A 17015-nucleotide genomic window follows, 5' to 3' on the forward strand; every position below is an offset into this window, starting at 1 on the left:
GACACACAAGGAGCAAAATTCCATGTCAAGACTGCTGACGGAAAATCACGTCTATAAACCCTTCCATTACCCATGGGCCTATGAGGCATGGCTGATGCAGCAGCGTCTGCACTGGCTGCCCGAGGAAGTGCCGCTGGCCGAAGACGTGCGTGACTGGAAAAACAAGCTGACAGCTGCGGAGCGCAACCTGCTGACGCAGATTTTCCGCTTTTTCACGCAAGCCGATGTCGAGGTCAATAACTGCTATATGCAATATTACAGTCAGGTCTTCAAACCGACGGAAATCCGGATGATGATCGCGGCGTTCTCGAACATCGAAACCGTTCATATCGCAGCTTACAGTCACCTTTTGGACACCATCGGAATGCCGGAAACCGAATATTCCGCCTTTATGAAATATAAGGAAATGAAGGACAAATACGACTATATGCAGAACTTTAATATGGATTCCAAGGAAGATATCGCCCTGACAATGGCGGTCTTCGGTGCTTTCACGGAAGGATTACAGCTCTTTGCCTCATTCGCCATTTTGATGAATTTCCCGCGCTTTAACAAAATGAAGGGCATGGGGCAGATCATCACATGGTCGGTGCGGGATGAAACCCTGCACACGCTGTCGGTCATCAGGCTGTTTAAAACCTTCATTGATGAAAATCCGGAAATCTGGACAGAAAAACTGCAAAACCAGATTTACGATGCCTGCAAAACCATTGTCACGCATGAAGACGCCTTCATCGACCTTGCTTTCGAGCAGGGCGGCATCGAAGGTCTGGAAGCAGCGGAGGTGAAACAATATATCCGCTATATCGGTGACCGCCGTCTGACGCAGCTTGGCCTGAAAGCAATCTATCACATCGAGAAAAATCCGCTGCCCTGGATGGATGCGATTCTAAACGGCGTGGAACACACCAATTTCTTTGAAAACCGCGCCACCGAATATTCCAAAGCCTCCACCGAAGGCAGCTGGGAAGAGGCTTTCGAGGATAAGGTTTTCCAAACCGCATAAAAATTCAAAGAAAAACAGTTCGGTAACACATTTTTAAAACTCTCCTCCGATAATGATGACGGGGGAGAGTTTTTCTTTGTCACATCATCTATTATTTTCAAAAAAATCCTTATTACCGTTCCTGCGCGCTGCGCTGGCGCTTTGCGCCTTTGCCATCATGTTTGGCTTTCCGTCTGCCGCCTATGCGAAAACCAAACTGCCGACCGAACGCATCCATGATTTCCACAGCGATATCTGGGTACATCCCGATAGCAGCATCACCATTACCGAAAACATTACCGTCACCGCCGCAGGACGGAAAATCAGGCGCGGCATTTACCGCGACCTGCCCCGCAGCTTTCGTGATGCCAAAGGGCGGCGGCATATATTGTCTTTTGAAATTGCCGATGTCCTGCGTGACGGAGAACCCGAATACCATCACACCACCGCCATCTCCGGCTATACCCGCCTTTATATCGGCCATAAGGACAAGCTGATTTCCGCGGGCAGACACAGTTATCAGATCACATACCGGGTCAGGGCGGCGCTGTTGCATTTTCAGGAATTTGACGAACTCTACTGGAATATCACCGGCACGGAATGGGATTTTTATATAGAGCGCGCCTCCGCAAAAATCCACCTCCCCGCCGGTGCCGATATCCTGCAGCATCATTCCTATACCGGATACCGCAGCAATAAGACGGGGCAGGATTATATGGCGAAGACCGTCAAAAACACGCTGGGCGTCGGCGCAACCCGAATCCTGTCCCCCGGTGAGGGGCTGACAATTGCCGTTGCCTGGCCGAAAGGTTACGTCGTCCCGCCGCCGGCAATGGAAAAATTCCGTATGTATCTGCGCGCCAATTTCTGGCTGGCACTGGGCGGTGTCTTGTTCGTGCTGCTGAATGTCATGTATCTGACGGTCTGGATCCGCGCGGGACAGGATCCGGAAAAAGGCACGATTATTCCGCTCTTCGCGCCGCCCGAGAATTTCTCGCCCGTGCTGGCGCATCATGTCGCGGAAATGGGGATGGATCTGGATACGGCTTTTGCCGCCGCCGTCACCAATCTGGCCGTCAAAGGCTTCTTAAGAATCGAAGAGATTAAAAAGAAAAAGGAATACCGCCTGCACTTGCTGAAAGACGATCTGCATGATCTGCCCTTCAGCGAACGTTATCTGATCCGCAAACTGTTTCTGGGGAAAAATAAGAAAACGCTGCATATCAGCAAAAAATACAATAAAGACTTCGCAGAAGCCATGAAGGGCTTTGCGGAAAGAATTAAACGCGAATACGAAAATGTCTATTTCATCACCAATGAAAAATGCTTTACCGCCGGCTCGCTGCTCTCCGGCCTTTATATCGGCGCCGTCATGGGGGCGGAACAGGTAAACCGCCCTGAAACCTTTGCGCTGATTGTCGCTTTTGTCATTATCAATTTCATGTATAACCAGCTGCTGGAAGCGCCGACCATGCGCGGGCGCAAAAAAATGGACCATCTGGAAGGGTTCAAGCTCTATATGAAAGTGGCGGAAAAAGACCGGCTTGATTTCCTGCATCCGCCGGAAATGACCCCTGCGCTGTTTGAAAAATTCCTGCCCTATGCCATCGCTCTGGGCGTGGAAAACAAATGGGCCGCCAATTTCAAAAAAGCCGTCCCGAAAGAGGTTTATGACAGCTACAATCCGCGCTGGTATCGCGGCAGCGGCAATTTTAACGCTTCATCCATGGGCAGCAGTCTGTCCGGCGGACTGGGGACGGCCGTCGGCGGCGCCAGCGGGTCTTCCGGCGGCGGGTCTTCCGGCGGCGGCGGCGGCGGCGGCGGTGGTGGCGGCTGGTAATAACCGCATAAAATAAGGAAGGCAGATATGACGGTATTCTGGATTGTTTCGGCAGTTATTGCAGCGGCGGCGGTTTATTATTTCAACCGTCTGGTCGGACAAGTGCAACGCGTCAATGAGGGCTGGAGCGGTATCGACGTGCAGCTGAAACGCCGCGCCGATCTGATTCCGGCACTTGTGGAAACCGTCAAAGGCTACGCAAAACACGAGGAAGGCTTATTGACCCGCGTCACCGAACTCCGCGCAAAAGCCGTTGCCGAACAGCAGGACAGCGACCTCACAGCCCGCAATGCGGCGGAAAGCGGGTTATCCAGCTCCATCGGCAAGCTTTTCGCCGTCATCGAAAATTACCCCGAACTGAAAGCCGATAATAATTTCCGCGAATTGCAGAATTCTCTGGTGGATATAGAAGACCAGCTGCAATTCGCGCGGCGTTATTACAACGGCACAGTGCGCGATATGAATATTCTGGCCAATTCCTTCCCCGGCAATATCGTTGCCAAACTCGGAAAATTCGGCAATGCACAGTTTTTCGAAATCGACAACCCGCTGGAACAATATGCACCGAAAGTCGATCTGGAGACGGATAAAAAAGACGCATGAAGCATTTACGCACCGCATCTCTCCTGTTTCTTCTGACCGTCTTTTCTTTCACAGGCAAGGCTTTTGCCTATGAAGGCATTCTGTCTTATGAAAGCGATATCCGCATCCGCAGTGACGGCTCTTTACTTGTAACGGACAGGCTCCGCATTCATGCTCTGGGTCAGGATATTCTGCACGGCATCTACCGTGATATTCCGCTGCGTTACCGCGATGATGACGGCAACCGCCGTCATCTGGGTTTCCGCCTGATCGGCGTCTATCGTGACGGCCGGCCGGAAAGCTACCGCCTGAGCAATCGCGGGTCGGGGAAACATTTATCCATCGGCGCGGAAGACCGTCTTCTCGCTGCCGGAACACACGACTATATCATCACCTACACCCTGCGGCGTGCCGTGAATTTTGATGATGCGCACGACCATCTGCACTGGAACGTCACCGGCAATGGCTGGACATTCCCGATCAGACAGGCCGTCATCCGTATTCACCCGCCGAACGGCGCCGTGTTTCAGGATTATGATGCCGCCACCGGCAGGGACGGCGCAGAAGAAAAAAATTTCCAGGCCGCAACAGATGAAAACGGTGTCCTGACCTTCCGGACAACGGCCGCTTTAAAAGCCGGGGACGGTATAACGGTTTTTATCGCATGGCCGAAAGGGTTTATCTCGCCGCCCTCCGCTATCGGCAATTTTGCCGCTTATATTGAAGAAAATTTCCGGCTGTTTGTTGCGCTGGTTGCCGCCGGATTTGGCATCCCCTTGTTTTTTATCATCTGGTGGCTGGTCGGACGCGATCCGCCGCGCGGCACAATCATTCCCGAATTCGCCCCCCCTGAAAACTTCTCTCCCGCCCTTGCCGCCTATGTCGCAGGGCAGGGATCGGGGGATCACACGCTGCGCCGCGCCTTTTGCGCCGCAATTGCCGATCTTGCCATCAAGGGATTTATTAAAATCACGCTCCACGGCAAAGATCATTACGCCCTTGACCTTATCAAACCGCGCCTGCGCATGAACAGCCTTCCCGCCGCAGAACGGGTGCTGGCAAAATGCCTGTTTGCGGGACGCACAAGCCGCTTCATGTTCAGCGCCCAGAAAGACCTGCGTTTCGACATCATTCTCAGCGGCTTCAGCAACAGCCTGAGACGTCAAAGCAACGGCATTTATTTTTCCGGGAATGAAAATTACGTGCTGGCCTCCACCCTTTTTACGCTGGTTTTATCTCTCTGGCTGTTTACAGGCATGTACTATGACCATATTCTTTTAGTGCAGGGTTGGAGCATGATTATCGGATTGCTGTTTTTGAATCTTGTCTATTATTTTCTGATGAAGGCGCCAACCTTGCGCGGACGCCGGAAAATGGATCGTCTGGAAGGATTCAAAATGTATATGAGTGTTGCGGAAGACGGCCGGATGGATTTTCTCAATCCGCCGCCCATGTCGCCCCGCATGTTTGAAACGCTGCTACCTTACGCCATTGCTTTCGGTGTCGAGAAAAACTGGGCGGAAAAATTTAAGAAATCCGTCCCGAAAACGGTTTACGATGATTACAGGCCGGACTGGTTTGTCAGTGAACTGGCCAAAATGCAACTGCCGAAAATCTGCCTCGTCATTGGCACGGCCATGCAAAAAGTACTGGCCAGCGCCGCACAGCTGCCCGGACAATTAACCACCGGCAAAGCGATGAAAAAAGCCGCCATGATGAAAGTCGGAAAAGGGCTTGGCGGCGGCGCAGGCGGTGGATGGTAACTACGGCATGTAACCGCGAATAGTAACGAATGGGGATGTAAAGAAATGAAACGCCTGTTTTACCTGATGGCTCTGTTTTGCTGTTTTGCGTTGTTTGCAAAACCCGCCCTGGCTGCTGAGGAGATCATACGCTTTCACAGCGATATCCGCATTCAAAAGGATTCCTCCGTTCTGGTCACGGAAAATATCACCGTTCAGGCAGAGGGAGAAAAAATAAAGCGCGGTATTTACCGTGATTTTCCGGTCCGTTACAAAGATGATGACGGGCGGCATTTCCGTATCGGTTTTCGCCTTCTTGCCGTCAGCCGTGACGGCCATGCCGAACCCTATCACATCGTCAACAGCCAGAATGGCAAACGCATCTATATCGGCGATAAAGATACTTTTATCCCGCACGGAATTCACCGGTACCAGCTGACCTATCAGACCCACCGCGTTGTCAGTTTTCTCGGCGATATGGACGAGCTTTACTGGAACGTCACCGGCAATGACTGGGATTTCCCGATACGCGAAGCCTCTGCCGCCTTATATCTGCCCGATGGCGCCAGCATCAGCCGCCATCGTGTCTATACCGGTTATAAAGGCAGTCGGGAGCGCAGCTACAGCGCTTATTGGGACCCCGTATCCAGCGCATTATCGGTACAGGCCTCACGGCCTTTGGCAGCACGGGAGGGGCTGACAGTGGCCGCCGGTTTCCCGAAGGGCCTTGTCACCCAACCGGATGTCTGGCAGCAGCTGAGACTGCGTATTGCCGAAAATCCGCTTTTCGCCGCAACGGTTCTTTATGTCGTGCTGCTGTTTTGCTACCTGTTCACACTCTGGGTGATGATCGGGCGCGATCCCGACGGCGGAACGATTATTCCCGAATTTGTGCCGCCGGATAATTTCTCCCCCGCGCTGATCAGCTATATCCGTAATATGGGGATGGGGCATTCCGACAAGCGCGAAGCCTTTTCCGCCGCCATCATCAATCTGGCCGTGAAAGGCGTTTTAAAAATCGAGCAAAGCAAGAAAAACCATTACAAGCTGGTAAAGGACAAAGGCGAAATCCCCGGCCTGCCGCCGGGTGAGGCCTATATCGCCTACCGCATGTTCCGCCATAACAACAGTTTTACGATCAGTAAAAAATACAATTCCAAATTCGTGAGTATTCTGGAAGGTTTTGCCGATGCGATTGAGGGAGAATACGCCCATACATATTTCCTGAAAAACAGCAAATATGTCACAATTTCTTTCCTTGTCTCGGCGCTTGCCATGATGCTGATGGGTTATCACGCCGTAAGTGATCCGGCGCTCGCCCCGCAAAGTTTCGGACTGATCGGCGCCACTGTTCTTCTGCATTTGATGTTCTATTATCTGATGAAAGCCCCGACCATGTACGGGCGCGAGAAAATGGACCGTATCGAGGGCTTCCGCCTTTACCTGAAAACGGCGGAAAAATCGCGGCTGGACTTCCTGCATCCGCCGGAAATGACCCCCGAACTTTTTGAAAAATACCTGCCCTATGCCGTTGTGCTGGGCGTGGAAAACAAATGGGTAAAATATTTCAAAAAATCCCTGCCGCGGGCGGAGCAGGACAGCTATCATCCGCGCTGGTACAATAGCAGCTATGGCGACAAACACCCTTCCGTTTCGCAAATCAGCAGCAATCTCAGCAAAGGTCTGTCTTCCACACTCAGCCATGCGGCGCAGGCTCCAAGCTCCTCCGGCAGTAGCGGCGGTTTCTCGGGCGGCGGCGGTTTTTCCGGCGGCGGATTCGGCGGCGGTGGCGGCGGCGGCTGGTAAAAGCCTTTTTCCGCCTTGACCGTTTTTCATTATTTCTCCTGTTTTTCAGAAACATAAGCTGCATTCGCTTGCATAAATATTATTATTATGTTAATGTTTCCGCTATTATTACAACAGAATCATTTTTAAGACGGAAAAGGTGTGAAAATGGCGGATTCGGAATTGAAAGACATCATGGCGCAAAGCCGCGATGCATTGGCTGGAAAAGATACAAATTTCAAAACCACAACGGGGGAGAAAATCCTGTCGGCAGCCTTTAACGTGGCCGCCGGTGCAGGCGCGGCCTGGGCAGCGAAAGCGGTTGCCGCTTCGGTCTTTGCGACATGTCTTCCCGCGGTCGGAACAATTGCCCTGACCTCCGTCGCTGTTGGTGCAGCCGTTGCCACGGCAACATGGTTCAACAAAAAACGTCAGGCGAAAAAACGCGGATTGGATGCGCCGAAATTCTGGACAAAAGAAACAGGCAAAACCTTCCTGATTTCCTCCGCCTTTGCAGGTGTCGGTGGTGCCCTCTTTGCTTATTTCACGGGCGGATTTGATTCCTGCCTCACAACCGCCGCCAATGATGCCGCTGTTAATACCGTCCCCGCGCCGGTCGAAACAGCCGTTATTCCCCAGACAACGGGCAGTGAAACACTGGTTGCACCGATTGATACATCCGCCGTTACGAGCGCTGCGGAAATCGTGCCCGCGATTGTTCCCGAAGTTGTGCCCGAAGTTGTAACTGAAACCGTCAATACCGCCGCAACGGAAACAGTTGTACAAACGGCTGCCGCCGTGCCGGCTTTCTCCTGCGGCGATGTGACACAAAGCTTTAACAGCTGGACAGCCGGCGGCGAGACATCCTCCCGCGTAGCCGAATCGCTTTCCCGCGCCGGAAACGGCAGCGCACAAGGTGTGAAAGATCTTGGCTATTTCCTGTTCAACGGCTTTGACGGCGTTGCGGAAAACAAGGAACTGGCCGTCGAATTCTTCAAATGCGCCGCAGAGCAGGGTAATGTGCAGGCACAGGTTGATCTGGCCTATGCACAATATCACGGCCTCGGCACCGCAGCACAGCCCGAACAGGCGCTGAATGCGATGAAAGAAATCGGCTCCAAAAAAGCGGAATGGTTCGTCCAGCAATGGGGCGGAAAAGCCGCCGTGGCCAAGCTTTAACTATAAAGCCCGGCTTTTATTTCACTTTAACAGGAGGCACGCCGCATGGCGTCTGATGATCCCGCACATGCCAAGGCAGAAGAACGCTTTCAAAAGCTTTCTGCGGCAATGACGGATTTTTCCGCATGGGCGCATCACGGAAAAGGGCAGGAAATTCTGTCCGCCGCCATGAAGGACAAAGACCTCCTCGGAACTTCCACCATGGCCGGCGCTTTACTGGTTCTCACAGATCAAACCCGCAAAAAACTCTGGGATGATACGGTTTTTCTTTTCGGAAAGCTGGTCGATACGGTTCTGCCGCATCTTGATGACCCCGCCGCGCAAATTCCCTCATCCTGCCTGACGGCAGAACTCGCACCGCTTTATAAATTGATCGGCATCACAGCTATGGCGGAAATCTGCCCGCAAAAAACACCTTCCGCAAATCCGCACCCAAAGCGGCACAAAGGCAACAGCCTGTAAAAGATCACGGCGCAGCTTCTTTTTCAGGAATGCGATCGCTTTTCTGCAACACGGCTTGCGCCTGTAAAGCGGCAATACGCTTCAGACGGGCGTCATCCGCTCTGCCTGCCACAACACCCAGATAAAAAATCAGCGCCATACCGACAACGAACATCCACATAACCGTTCCAAACCGCCATCCTTGCTGTTCCTGTAAATCAGATGTTTGCGGTTTATTTGCCCAGAAAGTTACATATATGAGAATAGCAAACAGCAGCACCCCTATATCCAGATAAAGAAGCAGGAAAATAAGTGATGCAAAGAAACTGCCCCTGACCACCGATTCAAGAGACAGTTTCCACCCGCGTGCCAATTGCATCGTAACGCTAAAAGCACCGACCAGAAGAAATAAGACAACAAGGCTGAATTTTTGTGCAGCAACGGCATAAGCGCTCAACAGAGAAACTGTAAGATAGCCCGCTATATAATAAAATAACCTCTTACCCGTTGGCGTTATGCCGCGTCGCTTGATTTCCATCACCAGAGCGGAAACAGCACTTAGGGCAAGCGCAAACAAAGGCCCGACACTGCCGGATATGCCATACAAAGCCGCAAAAAAAGCTGTGAATAATGTCACGGTCATAAGTGGTATAGATAAGCTGTCGCAGTCAGTATGTGACTGATATTTTCCGCCTGCATGGCCGATATTCGCCGCCGAGAGCAGCATCAAAAAAACGCAAAACACCCCTCCGTTTTTTTCCAACAGAAAAAACGCCCAAAGAAACAAGGCAGCGTTCGCAATCTGGCTAAGCAGCGGCATTATGTTATCGGGCTTTTCCAGCTCCCGTAACGATGCCGCATAGAAAAACAATGCTGTGGGCAGGATAACAATGATACCGCCGGGATTCACCGGTAACATCAGAACACCCATACAAAGGATCAGCGCATTCAGAAAATAAAGCTGCAGACAAAACAGCTTTTGTACTGTTCCGGCAGGATACGCCTTACTCCGGTCATTTTCAATTTTTCTAGACAAAACACCTCCCCGCTAGAGAGTAGGTCTTAGTATTCTTCATATTGTGGCATGAAAAGGGTAAAAAATTGGATAAGCTTTGGTGACGCATAAATAAAAAGCCCTTTGAAATCATTCCGCACCGCAGTACAATAATTTCTTCATCACCCTATGAGAAAGGCGTGAACCCGTGTCTTCATCGAAGGAGCCGAAAAAGGTTCTCATCGTCGGCGCCGGCACCACCGGTCTGACGTCAGCTTTCGAGCTGGCGCGGCAGGGTATCGTGCCGAAAGTCATCGATGCCAAGACGTGCATTTCCCCCACCAGCCGCGCCACGGGTCTTAGCGTCAAGTCGCTGGAGCTACTGGAGGCATCGGATGTGACGCCGCGCCTTGCCGCCACCGGCATTAAGGTTAATAATGCCAAGATCATGCAGGAAAAGGGCAAAAGCATCACGCTCGATTTTAACGAGCTGGCGCATAAATATAATTTCCTGCTCTGTCTGCCGCAAAACCACACCGAACTCATCATGCAGGAACGGTTTGAGGAACTGGGCGGGAATGTCGAATACAATACGCGCCTTGTCAGCCTGACGCGGAAAAAGGACGGCACGGTCGAGGCCGTGATGGAGAAAAACGGCAAGCGCCTGACCGAGACCTTCAACGCCGTTATCGGCGCAGACGGCGTCAACAGCACGGTGCGCGATCAGGCGGGCATCAAATTCAAAGAAAAAATCTATCCCGGCAAGTGGAGCGCCGCCGAATTTGACAGCAAGAACTGGCCGCACAAGCAGGATGAAATCCAGTACTTCATCGGCAAGGACGGTAAATTCGCGGTCGTCGTACCGCTGGGCGGCAACCGCTACCGCGCTGTGGCCAATACGGATGACGCGATGTCTTGCCTTTTCGGCGAGCACAGCATCGACAAGCTGCATTTCAATGACTCCTTCGATGTCAGTGTGCGCCACGTCAAAACCTATCAAAAGGGCAATATCTTTCTGGCAGGCGACGCGGCACATACCTATGCGCCCGCGGGTGTGCAGGGCGGCATGAATCTCGGCATCAGGGACGCCTGCTCCCTCGCCCGCCGCATCGCCACAGGCGACACCAAAGGATATACGCGCGAACGCAAGGCCGATGGCGCCGCCACTATCCGCGACAGCAGTCTTGCCGTGCGCGTGGCGGGATACAGCAACATTTTCATGAAGGCCGCCCGCAATATGGGTGTCGGCGCAGCCATGCACATCAAGACACTCCGGCAGAAGGTTCTCAAAAAATCGCTGGGAGCGTAAAGGGTGGGTTTACAGTAGGGAAGCCTTGAAAAATGGTGCCGGAAGAGGGATTTGAACCCCCGACCTTCGGTTTACAAAACCGCTGCACTACCACTGTGCTATTCCGGCATATCGCATTTCTTGGAAATCTGCCCGAAGATACACCAGATTCAAAATGTTTTTCAATACATTTTTTACCCCTTTCTGCTATCATGGATTTGAAATCTGCGAATGTCGCGGATAAAATAACAGCAGGAAGATTTGCACACACCCTGTCGGGACGTGCGCTCTATTTATTGATCAAGGTAATAAACCATGTCATATCAAAAGGATAAAGATGACGGCATGACCCTGTTATGGGTCTTTCTGGCCTTTGTCGCTATTTTTTCCTTTCTTATCTGGACGGTCTTCCAGAACGAGTTAAAAAGCGGGCTGCGCTGGGTGCGGGTTGCGGAACTGAAAGTCGCCATGCTGATTCACGATCCGAAACATCAGGTTGTCCACCCGCAATACGGGCCGCAACGCCTTGATACATGGTATAATTTCCTGCGCCGCGCCAATCCGAAAAGCATCACCAAGCGGGAAATTGAGGCAATGACCTTCATTTCCATGCACAGTATCAAAATGCCTCTGATTGTTCTGATGTGCCTGTTCGGATTATGGGCGATTATCAAAGGCCCCGGCACAAAATATAAACGGCGCATGAATCTGGAGGGGATTCTAACGGAACATGCCAAAAATTTCCCCGTCATCGCGCCTTTTGTCAAATTCAACCCGAGCAAAATGAAGTCGCGCGTCCCCGGTGATCCCGTACCGGAGAATTTGCCGCTTTTTGCCGAGGCTTTAAGCCCCGAAGAATGGATCGCCTATCACAATATTCCCTATATCAACAAAAAGCTGGACCGTGACAAAGCCTTCCATGCCCTGACCGAACAGCTGGGGCAGCGCTGGCGCGGGCCGGAAAACCTGCCTTTGCACATCAAGGCGCTTTATGCCGCTTTCTGTCTGAAGGCCATCCGCAAAAGAAAAGAAAGTGACCAGCTGATGAACGAGCTGTCACTGGCATGGAGCCATGATAAAGGCCTGCGCATTCCCGGCAAGCTGAAGCGGGAGATCAACCGCATTATCGCTGACCCCAAAGCGCAGGATGCCGTAACGAAATATGCGAATAAACACGCCTTTGTCACAACCGCCATGCTCCGCGCCCTTGCCCGCGCCCGCGATGAAGGCGGGGTTTTGTCACCGTCACAATTCCTGTGGCTGCGCGGCTATGACCGCACGCTGTGGTATCCGCTGAACAATCTCGGGCGCAAGGCCTACCATGCCGAGGCTATGGGCGCGACAACACATTACACTTATGAACTGATTGCAGGGCAGAAAATCCCGACCCCGAAATTCGACGATGCCATCCGTACCGTAGAGGAATATGTCGGCGGTCCGGCCGGGCGTCCCATCCCGAAACGGGCCAAGGGGTAAAAAATTTCTCACCTGCAGGCGGTTAACAAAATAATGATATTTAACGGTTAGAATAAAGAAAGACAGAGGAGTTTATTAATATGTCCGGAAAAACAACGGCGAAAGTCATGGGCGATGCACTTGTCATGGATTTCGGTTCCGCAGAACCGAAGGCCATCTGGCGTTGCAGTATGGACAGCCTTTCACAGGCCGGTTTCGCTCTGAAGGGCAAAAATAAAAAATATATTCTGGTGCTGAAAACACCGGAAAAAGAGGAGGAAATCGCAATCTTCCCCGATCAGGACGAAGCCGAAACGGCTCTGACCGTTATTACGGGCGTTTTCCTGTCTTATCAGCCTCTCAGCGCCAAAAAGCCTTTTTACAAACGCGCATGGTTTTACATTTTCCTTTTTCTGATGTTTATGGTGCTGTTCTACGGTATTTCCACACCCACCACGCAACAGCAGATACAATATAATATGGATCCGGGCAGCACGCCGCCGATTGTCGGCCAGGATAATCAACCGATCAAACAGGGTGTTCCGACATCCGCAGATGACCTTTTCGGAGAATAATTCCCCGCAAAACAGGATCAGATAATAACGGAGATGATGGCGCATGGCCATTAAGATGAAATATCAGCGGAAAAGGGAGGACATCCTCAGGGATGCCCGCCCGCTTTCCACGCGCATCGGCGAGAATATGCGCAAAGGCGGCACCGCCTCCACGATTTTCATCGGTTCCGCCTATCTTATTTATGCCGATCCGGTGGCTGTCATGGCCACGGATGTCATCTTTCTGTTTAATCTGTGTTATTTCCTGTGGCTGGTTTCACAAAAGACGGTTCTGCCGTTCAAACTGCCGAAATCCGCAAAAATAAAAGATCAGAACAATGTCCGCCCCGACGGTAAATACGGTCAGGCCGACGGTATTCTTTATCTTGGCAATGAAATGGATACGGGCGAGGAAGTCTGGTTCACCAACTCCGATGCGCGGACGCATATTCTTTATCTCGGTACGACGGGCTCCGGTAAAACCGAGGGGCTGAAAGCCCTCTCCACCAACGCCCTCTGCTGGGGATCGGGCTTCATCTATGTCGATGGTAAAGCCGATACCGATTTGTGGAGCAGTATCTCCGCAATGGCGCGCCGCTTTGGCCGCGATGATGATCTGCTGGTGATGAACTATATGACCGGTAGCGCCAGCGGGCGTGTTGCCTCCAATACGCTGAACCCGTTTTCCAGCGGCTCCGCCTCCTACCTGACCAATATGCTCGTCAGTCTGATGCCGGATGCCGAAGGCGATAACGCCATGTGGAAAGAGCGTGCGGTCGCGCTTGCCTCCTCCCTGATGCCTTGTCTGGTCTGGCGGCGCGAGAATTTGAATATCCCGCTGAATGTCAGCGTCATTCGTAAACATCTGGAATTCGGCGAGGTGATCCGCCTGTCACGCGATCAGGCCGTACCGGAAAATCTGCGTATTGCGATTGTCGGCTATCTGAACGAGCTTCCCGGCTATGTCGATGACGCTTTCGATGATGAGGGGAAAGAAAAACCGATGCCCCCCGATGCGCCGATGGTCGACACCTCCGTCCCGCGCCAGCAGCACGGTTACCTGTCAATGCAGTTTACCCGCTCCCTGCAGTCTCTGGGGGATGACTACGCCTATATCTTTGATACCCAGGCCGCTGATGTCGATATGATGGACTGCGTCTTGAACCGCCGCATCCTGATTACCCTGATTCCGGCACTGGAAAAATCAAGTGACGAGGTCGCTAACCTCGGTAAAATTATCGCCTCGACCCTGAAAGGTATGATGGGTGCAACGCTGGGTTCGACGGTGGAAGGCTCCTCCGAAACCGCGATTGAAAACAAACCGACGCGTTCCGAAACGCCTTTCATGGCCATCTTTGATGAGGTTGGTTACTATACTGCCGCCGGTATGGCGGTGATGGCCGCTCAGGCCCGTTCTCTGGGTTTCTGCCTTGTCTATGCGGCACAGGATTTACCGGCGCTGGAAAAACGCGTCAAGGAAGAAGCGCGTTCCATCACGGCCAACTGTAACATCAAGCTGTTCGGGAAGCTTGAGGATCCGACGCAAACAAAAGACTTTTTCGAGAAAACCGTCGGTAGCGCCTATGTGGCGGAGGTCTCCTCCTTCACCCGAGATGCCGGATCGCTCAGCGGCTCTTATAATGATACCAACCAGGCCAGCATCCATGCCCGCGCCCGTGCCGATTATGATGAGCTGCGCGCCTTCCGCGAAGGCCGCGCCGTCTGCGCCTTTGGTGAGCGTGTTGCCGAATTGCAGGTCTATTACGCCAATCCCGGTATGGCCAAAGCCATGCGCGTCCAGCGTTTCCTGCCGATTATTCCGCCGGGCGAAGAGGTTATGGAAGGGATGCGCCGCGTCAGCGATATCCTCAAACGCCTGCGCAGCAAACGCTGGGACCCCGAGGCGCAGCAGCCCGTCACCGATACTTACGAAGATGTGGCCGCAATTGCCGGCGGCTTTGCCCTTGGTAAACAGAATGGCGAGGATTCCGTTATATCCGCCACAATGGCCGTTGCAGCACTTGCCGAACATCATAACCTGATTTCCGTGGAGATGGTTCAGGCCGAGCGCGCTGACAAACAGGAAAATGACCAGATTACCGAGGAAATTTCCGTCATGACCAACGGCAATGCGCCGCTGGCATGGAATGATATTATCGGCGGCGAGGATGCCGGTAAACTCGAAGACCAGATGGTACAGGATCTTGCCGCTGATCTGGGCGAAGAGGCCGCACCGCAGAAACAACCGCAGACCGCCGCAAATATCGCGGCGGATGATCCGATGTATGCGGTACAGCAGCAATCATCCTCTGCGCCGCCGTCTCAAGCTCCGGCAGCGCCGCCGACACCGCTACCGCCGGAAGCCGCACAGGAAGAAGACGCGCAAAACATGAAACCGCTGACATGGATGGATGTCATCGGCGGCGATGCCGAAACCATGCCGTCCACACCGCCGCCGATGCCTCCGGCAGCGGATTCGAAATTGCTCAAAACAACACTGCCGCCTCCGGTGCCGCAACCGGTGCCGGAAAAAACACCGGAAGAAGCGGCACAGGAAATTCCGCCCGAAGCCGAAGATTTACCCGTCATGTCATGGGCGGATATTATCGGCCAAAGCGAAGAAGCCGCAATACCGGCCGCACCGCCGGTACCGGAACCGGCAACAGCGCCGCCGCCTGCCGCACCGCCTGAAACGGCTGCCGCACCGGAGCCCGAGGAAGAGAAAACACTGTCATGGGCGGATATTATCGGCACGGATGACGAGAAACCGGAAGATGACAGCAGCCGCGTCTTCTCCGATAAAACGGGATAAGGTTGACAAAAGCCGAAAAACCGCCCAAAGATAACATTAAAACGTGCAAAGAACATGCTGAATAGAGTTTTTATCGTCGTTTTTAAAATTGTTGCAGAAAGCAAACGACGATAACACGCCGCGACTGCGGCGCGCCCTTTGGGCGAAGCCTGCGTGGCGTCGTGAACGCGTACAATAAAAATCACATTTTTTATTGTACAATGAATTAAGAGTGGTGGCATCAATTTGAAGGAGAAACAAAATGCGCCTGACAGTAGAAGGTAAACAATTGGATGTTGGTGACGCCCTGCGCGAACATGTGCGGTCAAACCTTGTCGAAACTGCGGAAAAATATTTCCCGAACCCGATCGAGGCCACCGTCGTTTTCTCGAAGGAAGGCGGGCATCTGTTCAAGGCGGATATTTCCATCCATGTCGGTAAAGGCATTGTCCTGCAGGCACAGCATGCGGCCTCTGACCCGTATCCGGCCTTTGACACGGCTTCCGACCGTTTGGCAAAACGCCTGCGCCGTTACAAAAACAAACTGAAAGATCACCATAAAGAGCTTCCCGAAGCCGCCAATACCGACGCCGCCTATTACACGATCAGCGGCGGTCTGGATGAGGACGATGTTGAGGAAGTGCAGGGTGACGAACCCGCCGTTATCGCGGAAATGGCGACGGCCATCCAGACGATGAGCGTCAGCGACGCCGTTATGCGTCTTGATCTGGCGGATGATGCGGCGCTGCTGTTCCGCCATCCGACAAGCAAACGCCTGAACATGGTCTATCGCCGCAAAGACGGCAATATCGGCTGGGTCGACCCCAAAGACGCGTAAGCGCCCAAAACCATAAAATTTTAAAAGCCCGTCTGATTTATCAGCGGGCTTTTTTTATATCCCACACCGTCACTCCCGCGAAAGCGGGAGTCCATTTGTTGTTAATGTCCGAAGATATAAAAAGAACATTCTCACAGAACACGCCTTTCCAGCCGTCCTTCCAGCCATGAAAATGTCGTGACAAAAGCCGCCGTTGCCGGAATCGATGTGACAACCATCAACGCCCAAAGCGGTGGCATGATGATGAAGGTTATCCCTCCCGCAGCGCTGCACCAAAAACCTGTCCGTATATAAGTTTTCAGACTTCTTTCACCGCCAGACCACATCATCAGAAAGACAATATAAAAAAGAATGATTGCCCCCATTGCCAAACCTGTGCCGACCGCTGCGGCGCTTGCAATCAAACTGACCCAGTTATCACCGCCGTGGAAGAGTTTTTCAGAGCCGAGAACATGCAGTAAAATTCCGCCCCCCATCAAAAAGGCCGAAAAATATGAGACAATCAGTAACAAAACAAATGCGCGTAGAGCCTGGAAAAACT

General features: G+C 52.6%; 14 protein-coding genes and 1 tRNA gene. 12 read left to right on the forward strand and 3 right to left on the reverse strand.

The annotated features are described in order from the left end of the window. Positions 1-22 precede the first annotated feature (22 nt). From HND56_12055 to HND56_12085, 7 genes are all read left to right on the forward strand, one after another. A complete protein-coding gene (locus HND56_12055) occupies positions 23-1006 on the forward strand; it encodes a ribonucleotide-diphosphate reductase subunit beta (GenBank protein ID QKK06374.1) in 984 nt (327 codons plus the stop codon). A 76-nt stretch (positions 1007-1082) separates the two neighbouring features. Beyond that, positions 1083-2825: a DUF2207 domain-containing protein gene (locus HND56_12060; protein QKK06375.1), complete on the forward strand. Its 1743-nt coding sequence runs from the start codon at positions 1083-1085 to the stop codon at positions 2823-2825. Between the two features lie 27 nt (positions 2826-2852). Beyond that, positions 2853-3428 carry a LemA family protein gene (locus tag HND56_12065; protein ID QKK06376.1) on the forward strand — a complete coding sequence of 192 codons (576 nt, stop codon included), beginning with the start codon at positions 2853-2855 and terminating at the stop codon, positions 3426-3428. Next, positions 3425-5170, forward strand: coding sequence for a DUF2207 domain-containing protein (locus tag HND56_12070; protein ID QKK06377.1), 1746 nt, complete (start codon positions 3425-3427; stop codon positions 5168-5170). Before HND56_12065 ends, HND56_12070 begins: the two co-directional genes overlap by 4 nt. A gap of 45 nt (positions 5171-5215) precedes the next feature. Beyond that, complete coding sequence (locus HND56_12075; protein ID QKK06378.1) at positions 5216-6955, forward strand: DUF2207 domain-containing protein; 1740 nt, start codon at positions 5216-5218, stop codon at positions 6953-6955. Between the two features lie 174 nt (positions 6956-7129). Continuing rightward, entirely contained in the window at positions 7130-8113 is a 984-nt protein-coding gene (locus HND56_12080; protein ID QKK06649.1) for a sel1 repeat family protein, read from the forward strand. 45 nt (positions 8114-8158) lie between these two features. Beyond that, positions 8159-8575, forward strand: coding sequence for a hypothetical protein (locus HND56_12085; protein QKK06379.1), 417 nt, complete (start codon positions 8159-8161; stop codon positions 8573-8575). A gap of 4 nt (positions 8576-8579) precedes the next feature. Here the strand turns inward: HND56_12085 and HND56_12090 are convergent, their stop codons facing one another. Further along, positions 8580-9485, reverse strand: coding sequence for a hypothetical protein (locus HND56_12090; GenBank protein QKK06380.1), 906 nt, complete (start codon positions 9483-9485; stop codon positions 8580-8582). Positions 9486-9756: 271 nt separating this feature from the next. On the opposite strand from HND56_12090, the gene HND56_12095 reads away from it, so the two are divergent. Beyond that, entirely contained in the window at positions 9757-10857 is a 1101-nt protein-coding gene (locus HND56_12095; GenBank protein ID QKK06381.1) for an FAD-dependent monooxygenase, read from the forward strand. Positions 10858-10890: 33 nt separating this feature from the next. On the opposite strand, the gene HND56_12100 is transcribed toward HND56_12095, so the two are convergent. Beyond that, a tRNA-Thr gene (locus HND56_12100) sits at positions 10891-10965 on the reverse strand. Positions 10966-11151: 186 nt separating this feature from the next. Between HND56_12100 and HND56_12105 the strand changes: the two genes are divergently transcribed. The 4 genes from HND56_12105 to raiA all read left to right on the forward strand — a co-directional run bounded on the left by HND56_12105 (position 11152) and on the right by raiA (position 16474). Next, the gene (locus tag HND56_12105) at positions 11152-12312 is read left to right on the forward strand and encodes a type IV secretion system protein (protein QKK06382.1); all 1161 of its coding nucleotides are present in this window, start codon (positions 11152-11154) and stop codon (positions 12310-12312) included. An 80-nt stretch (positions 12313-12392) separates the two neighbouring features. Further along, positions 12393-12866 (forward strand): hypothetical protein, encoded by a 474-nt coding sequence (locus HND56_12110; protein QKK06383.1) that lies wholly within the window; start codon positions 12393-12395, stop codon positions 12864-12866. 43 nt (positions 12867-12909) lie between these two features. Next, positions 12910-15657 carry a TraM recognition domain-containing protein gene (locus tag HND56_12115; protein ID QKK06384.1) on the forward strand — a complete coding sequence of 916 codons (2748 nt, stop codon included), beginning with the start codon at positions 12910-12912 and terminating at the stop codon, positions 15655-15657. Between the two features lie 241 nt (positions 15658-15898). After that, positions 15899-16474, forward strand: coding sequence for a ribosome-associated translation inhibitor RaiA (gene raiA, locus HND56_12120; GenBank protein QKK06385.1), 576 nt, complete (start codon positions 15899-15901; stop codon positions 16472-16474). A gap of 131 nt (positions 16475-16605) precedes the next feature. Here raiA and HND56_12125 read toward each other — a convergent pair whose 3' ends face one another. Continuing rightward, positions 16606-16950 (reverse strand): hypothetical protein, encoded by a 345-nt coding sequence (locus HND56_12125; GenBank protein QKK06386.1) that lies wholly within the window; start codon positions 16948-16950, stop codon positions 16606-16608. Positions 16951-17015 lie beyond the last annotated feature (65 nt).

It is taken from the genome of Pseudomonadota bacterium, from assembly GCA_013285465.1.
In the GTDB taxonomy this organism is placed as follows: Bacteria; Pseudomonadota; Alphaproteobacteria; order Micavibrionales; family CSBR16-224; genus CSBR16-224.

Coding starts and splice junctions, on each gene's coding strand:
- HND56_12070 (QKK06377.1), top strand. CDS start 3,425: ATGAAGCATTTACGCACCGCATCTCTCCTGTTTCTTCTGACCGTCTTT.
- HND56_12125 (QKK06386.1), bottom strand. CDS start 16,950: ATGGGGGGCGGAATTTTACTGCATGTTCTCGGCTCTGAAAAACTCTTC.
- raiA (QKK06385.1), top strand. CDS start 15,899: ATGCGCCTGACAGTAGAAGGTAAACAATTGGATGTTGGTGACGCCCTG.
- HND56_12105 (QKK06382.1), top strand. CDS start 11,152: ATGTCATATCAAAAGGATAAAGATGACGGCATGACCCTGTTATGGGTC.
- HND56_12115 (QKK06384.1), top strand. CDS start 12,910: ATGGCCATTAAGATGAAATATCAGCGGAAAAGGGAGGACATCCTCAGG.
- HND56_12080 (QKK06649.1), top strand. CDS start 7,130: ATGGCGCAAAGCCGCGATGCATTGGCTGGAAAAGATACAAATTTCAAA.
- HND56_12085 (QKK06379.1), top strand. CDS start 8,159: ATGGCGTCTGATGATCCCGCACATGCCAAGGCAGAAGAACGCTTTCAA.
- HND56_12090 (QKK06380.1), bottom strand. CDS start 9,485: ATGGGTGTTCTGATGTTACCGGTGAATCCCGGCGGTATCATTGTTATC.
- HND56_12075 (QKK06378.1), top strand. CDS start 5,216: ATGAAACGCCTGTTTTACCTGATGGCTCTGTTTTGCTGTTTTGCGTTG.
- HND56_12055 (QKK06374.1), top strand. CDS start 23: ATGTCAAGACTGCTGACGGAAAATCACGTCTATAAACCCTTCCATTAC.
- HND56_12065 (QKK06376.1), top strand. CDS start 2,853: ATGACGGTATTCTGGATTGTTTCGGCAGTTATTGCAGCGGCGGCGGTT.
- HND56_12110 (QKK06383.1), top strand. CDS start 12,393: ATGTCCGGAAAAACAACGGCGAAAGTCATGGGCGATGCACTTGTCATG.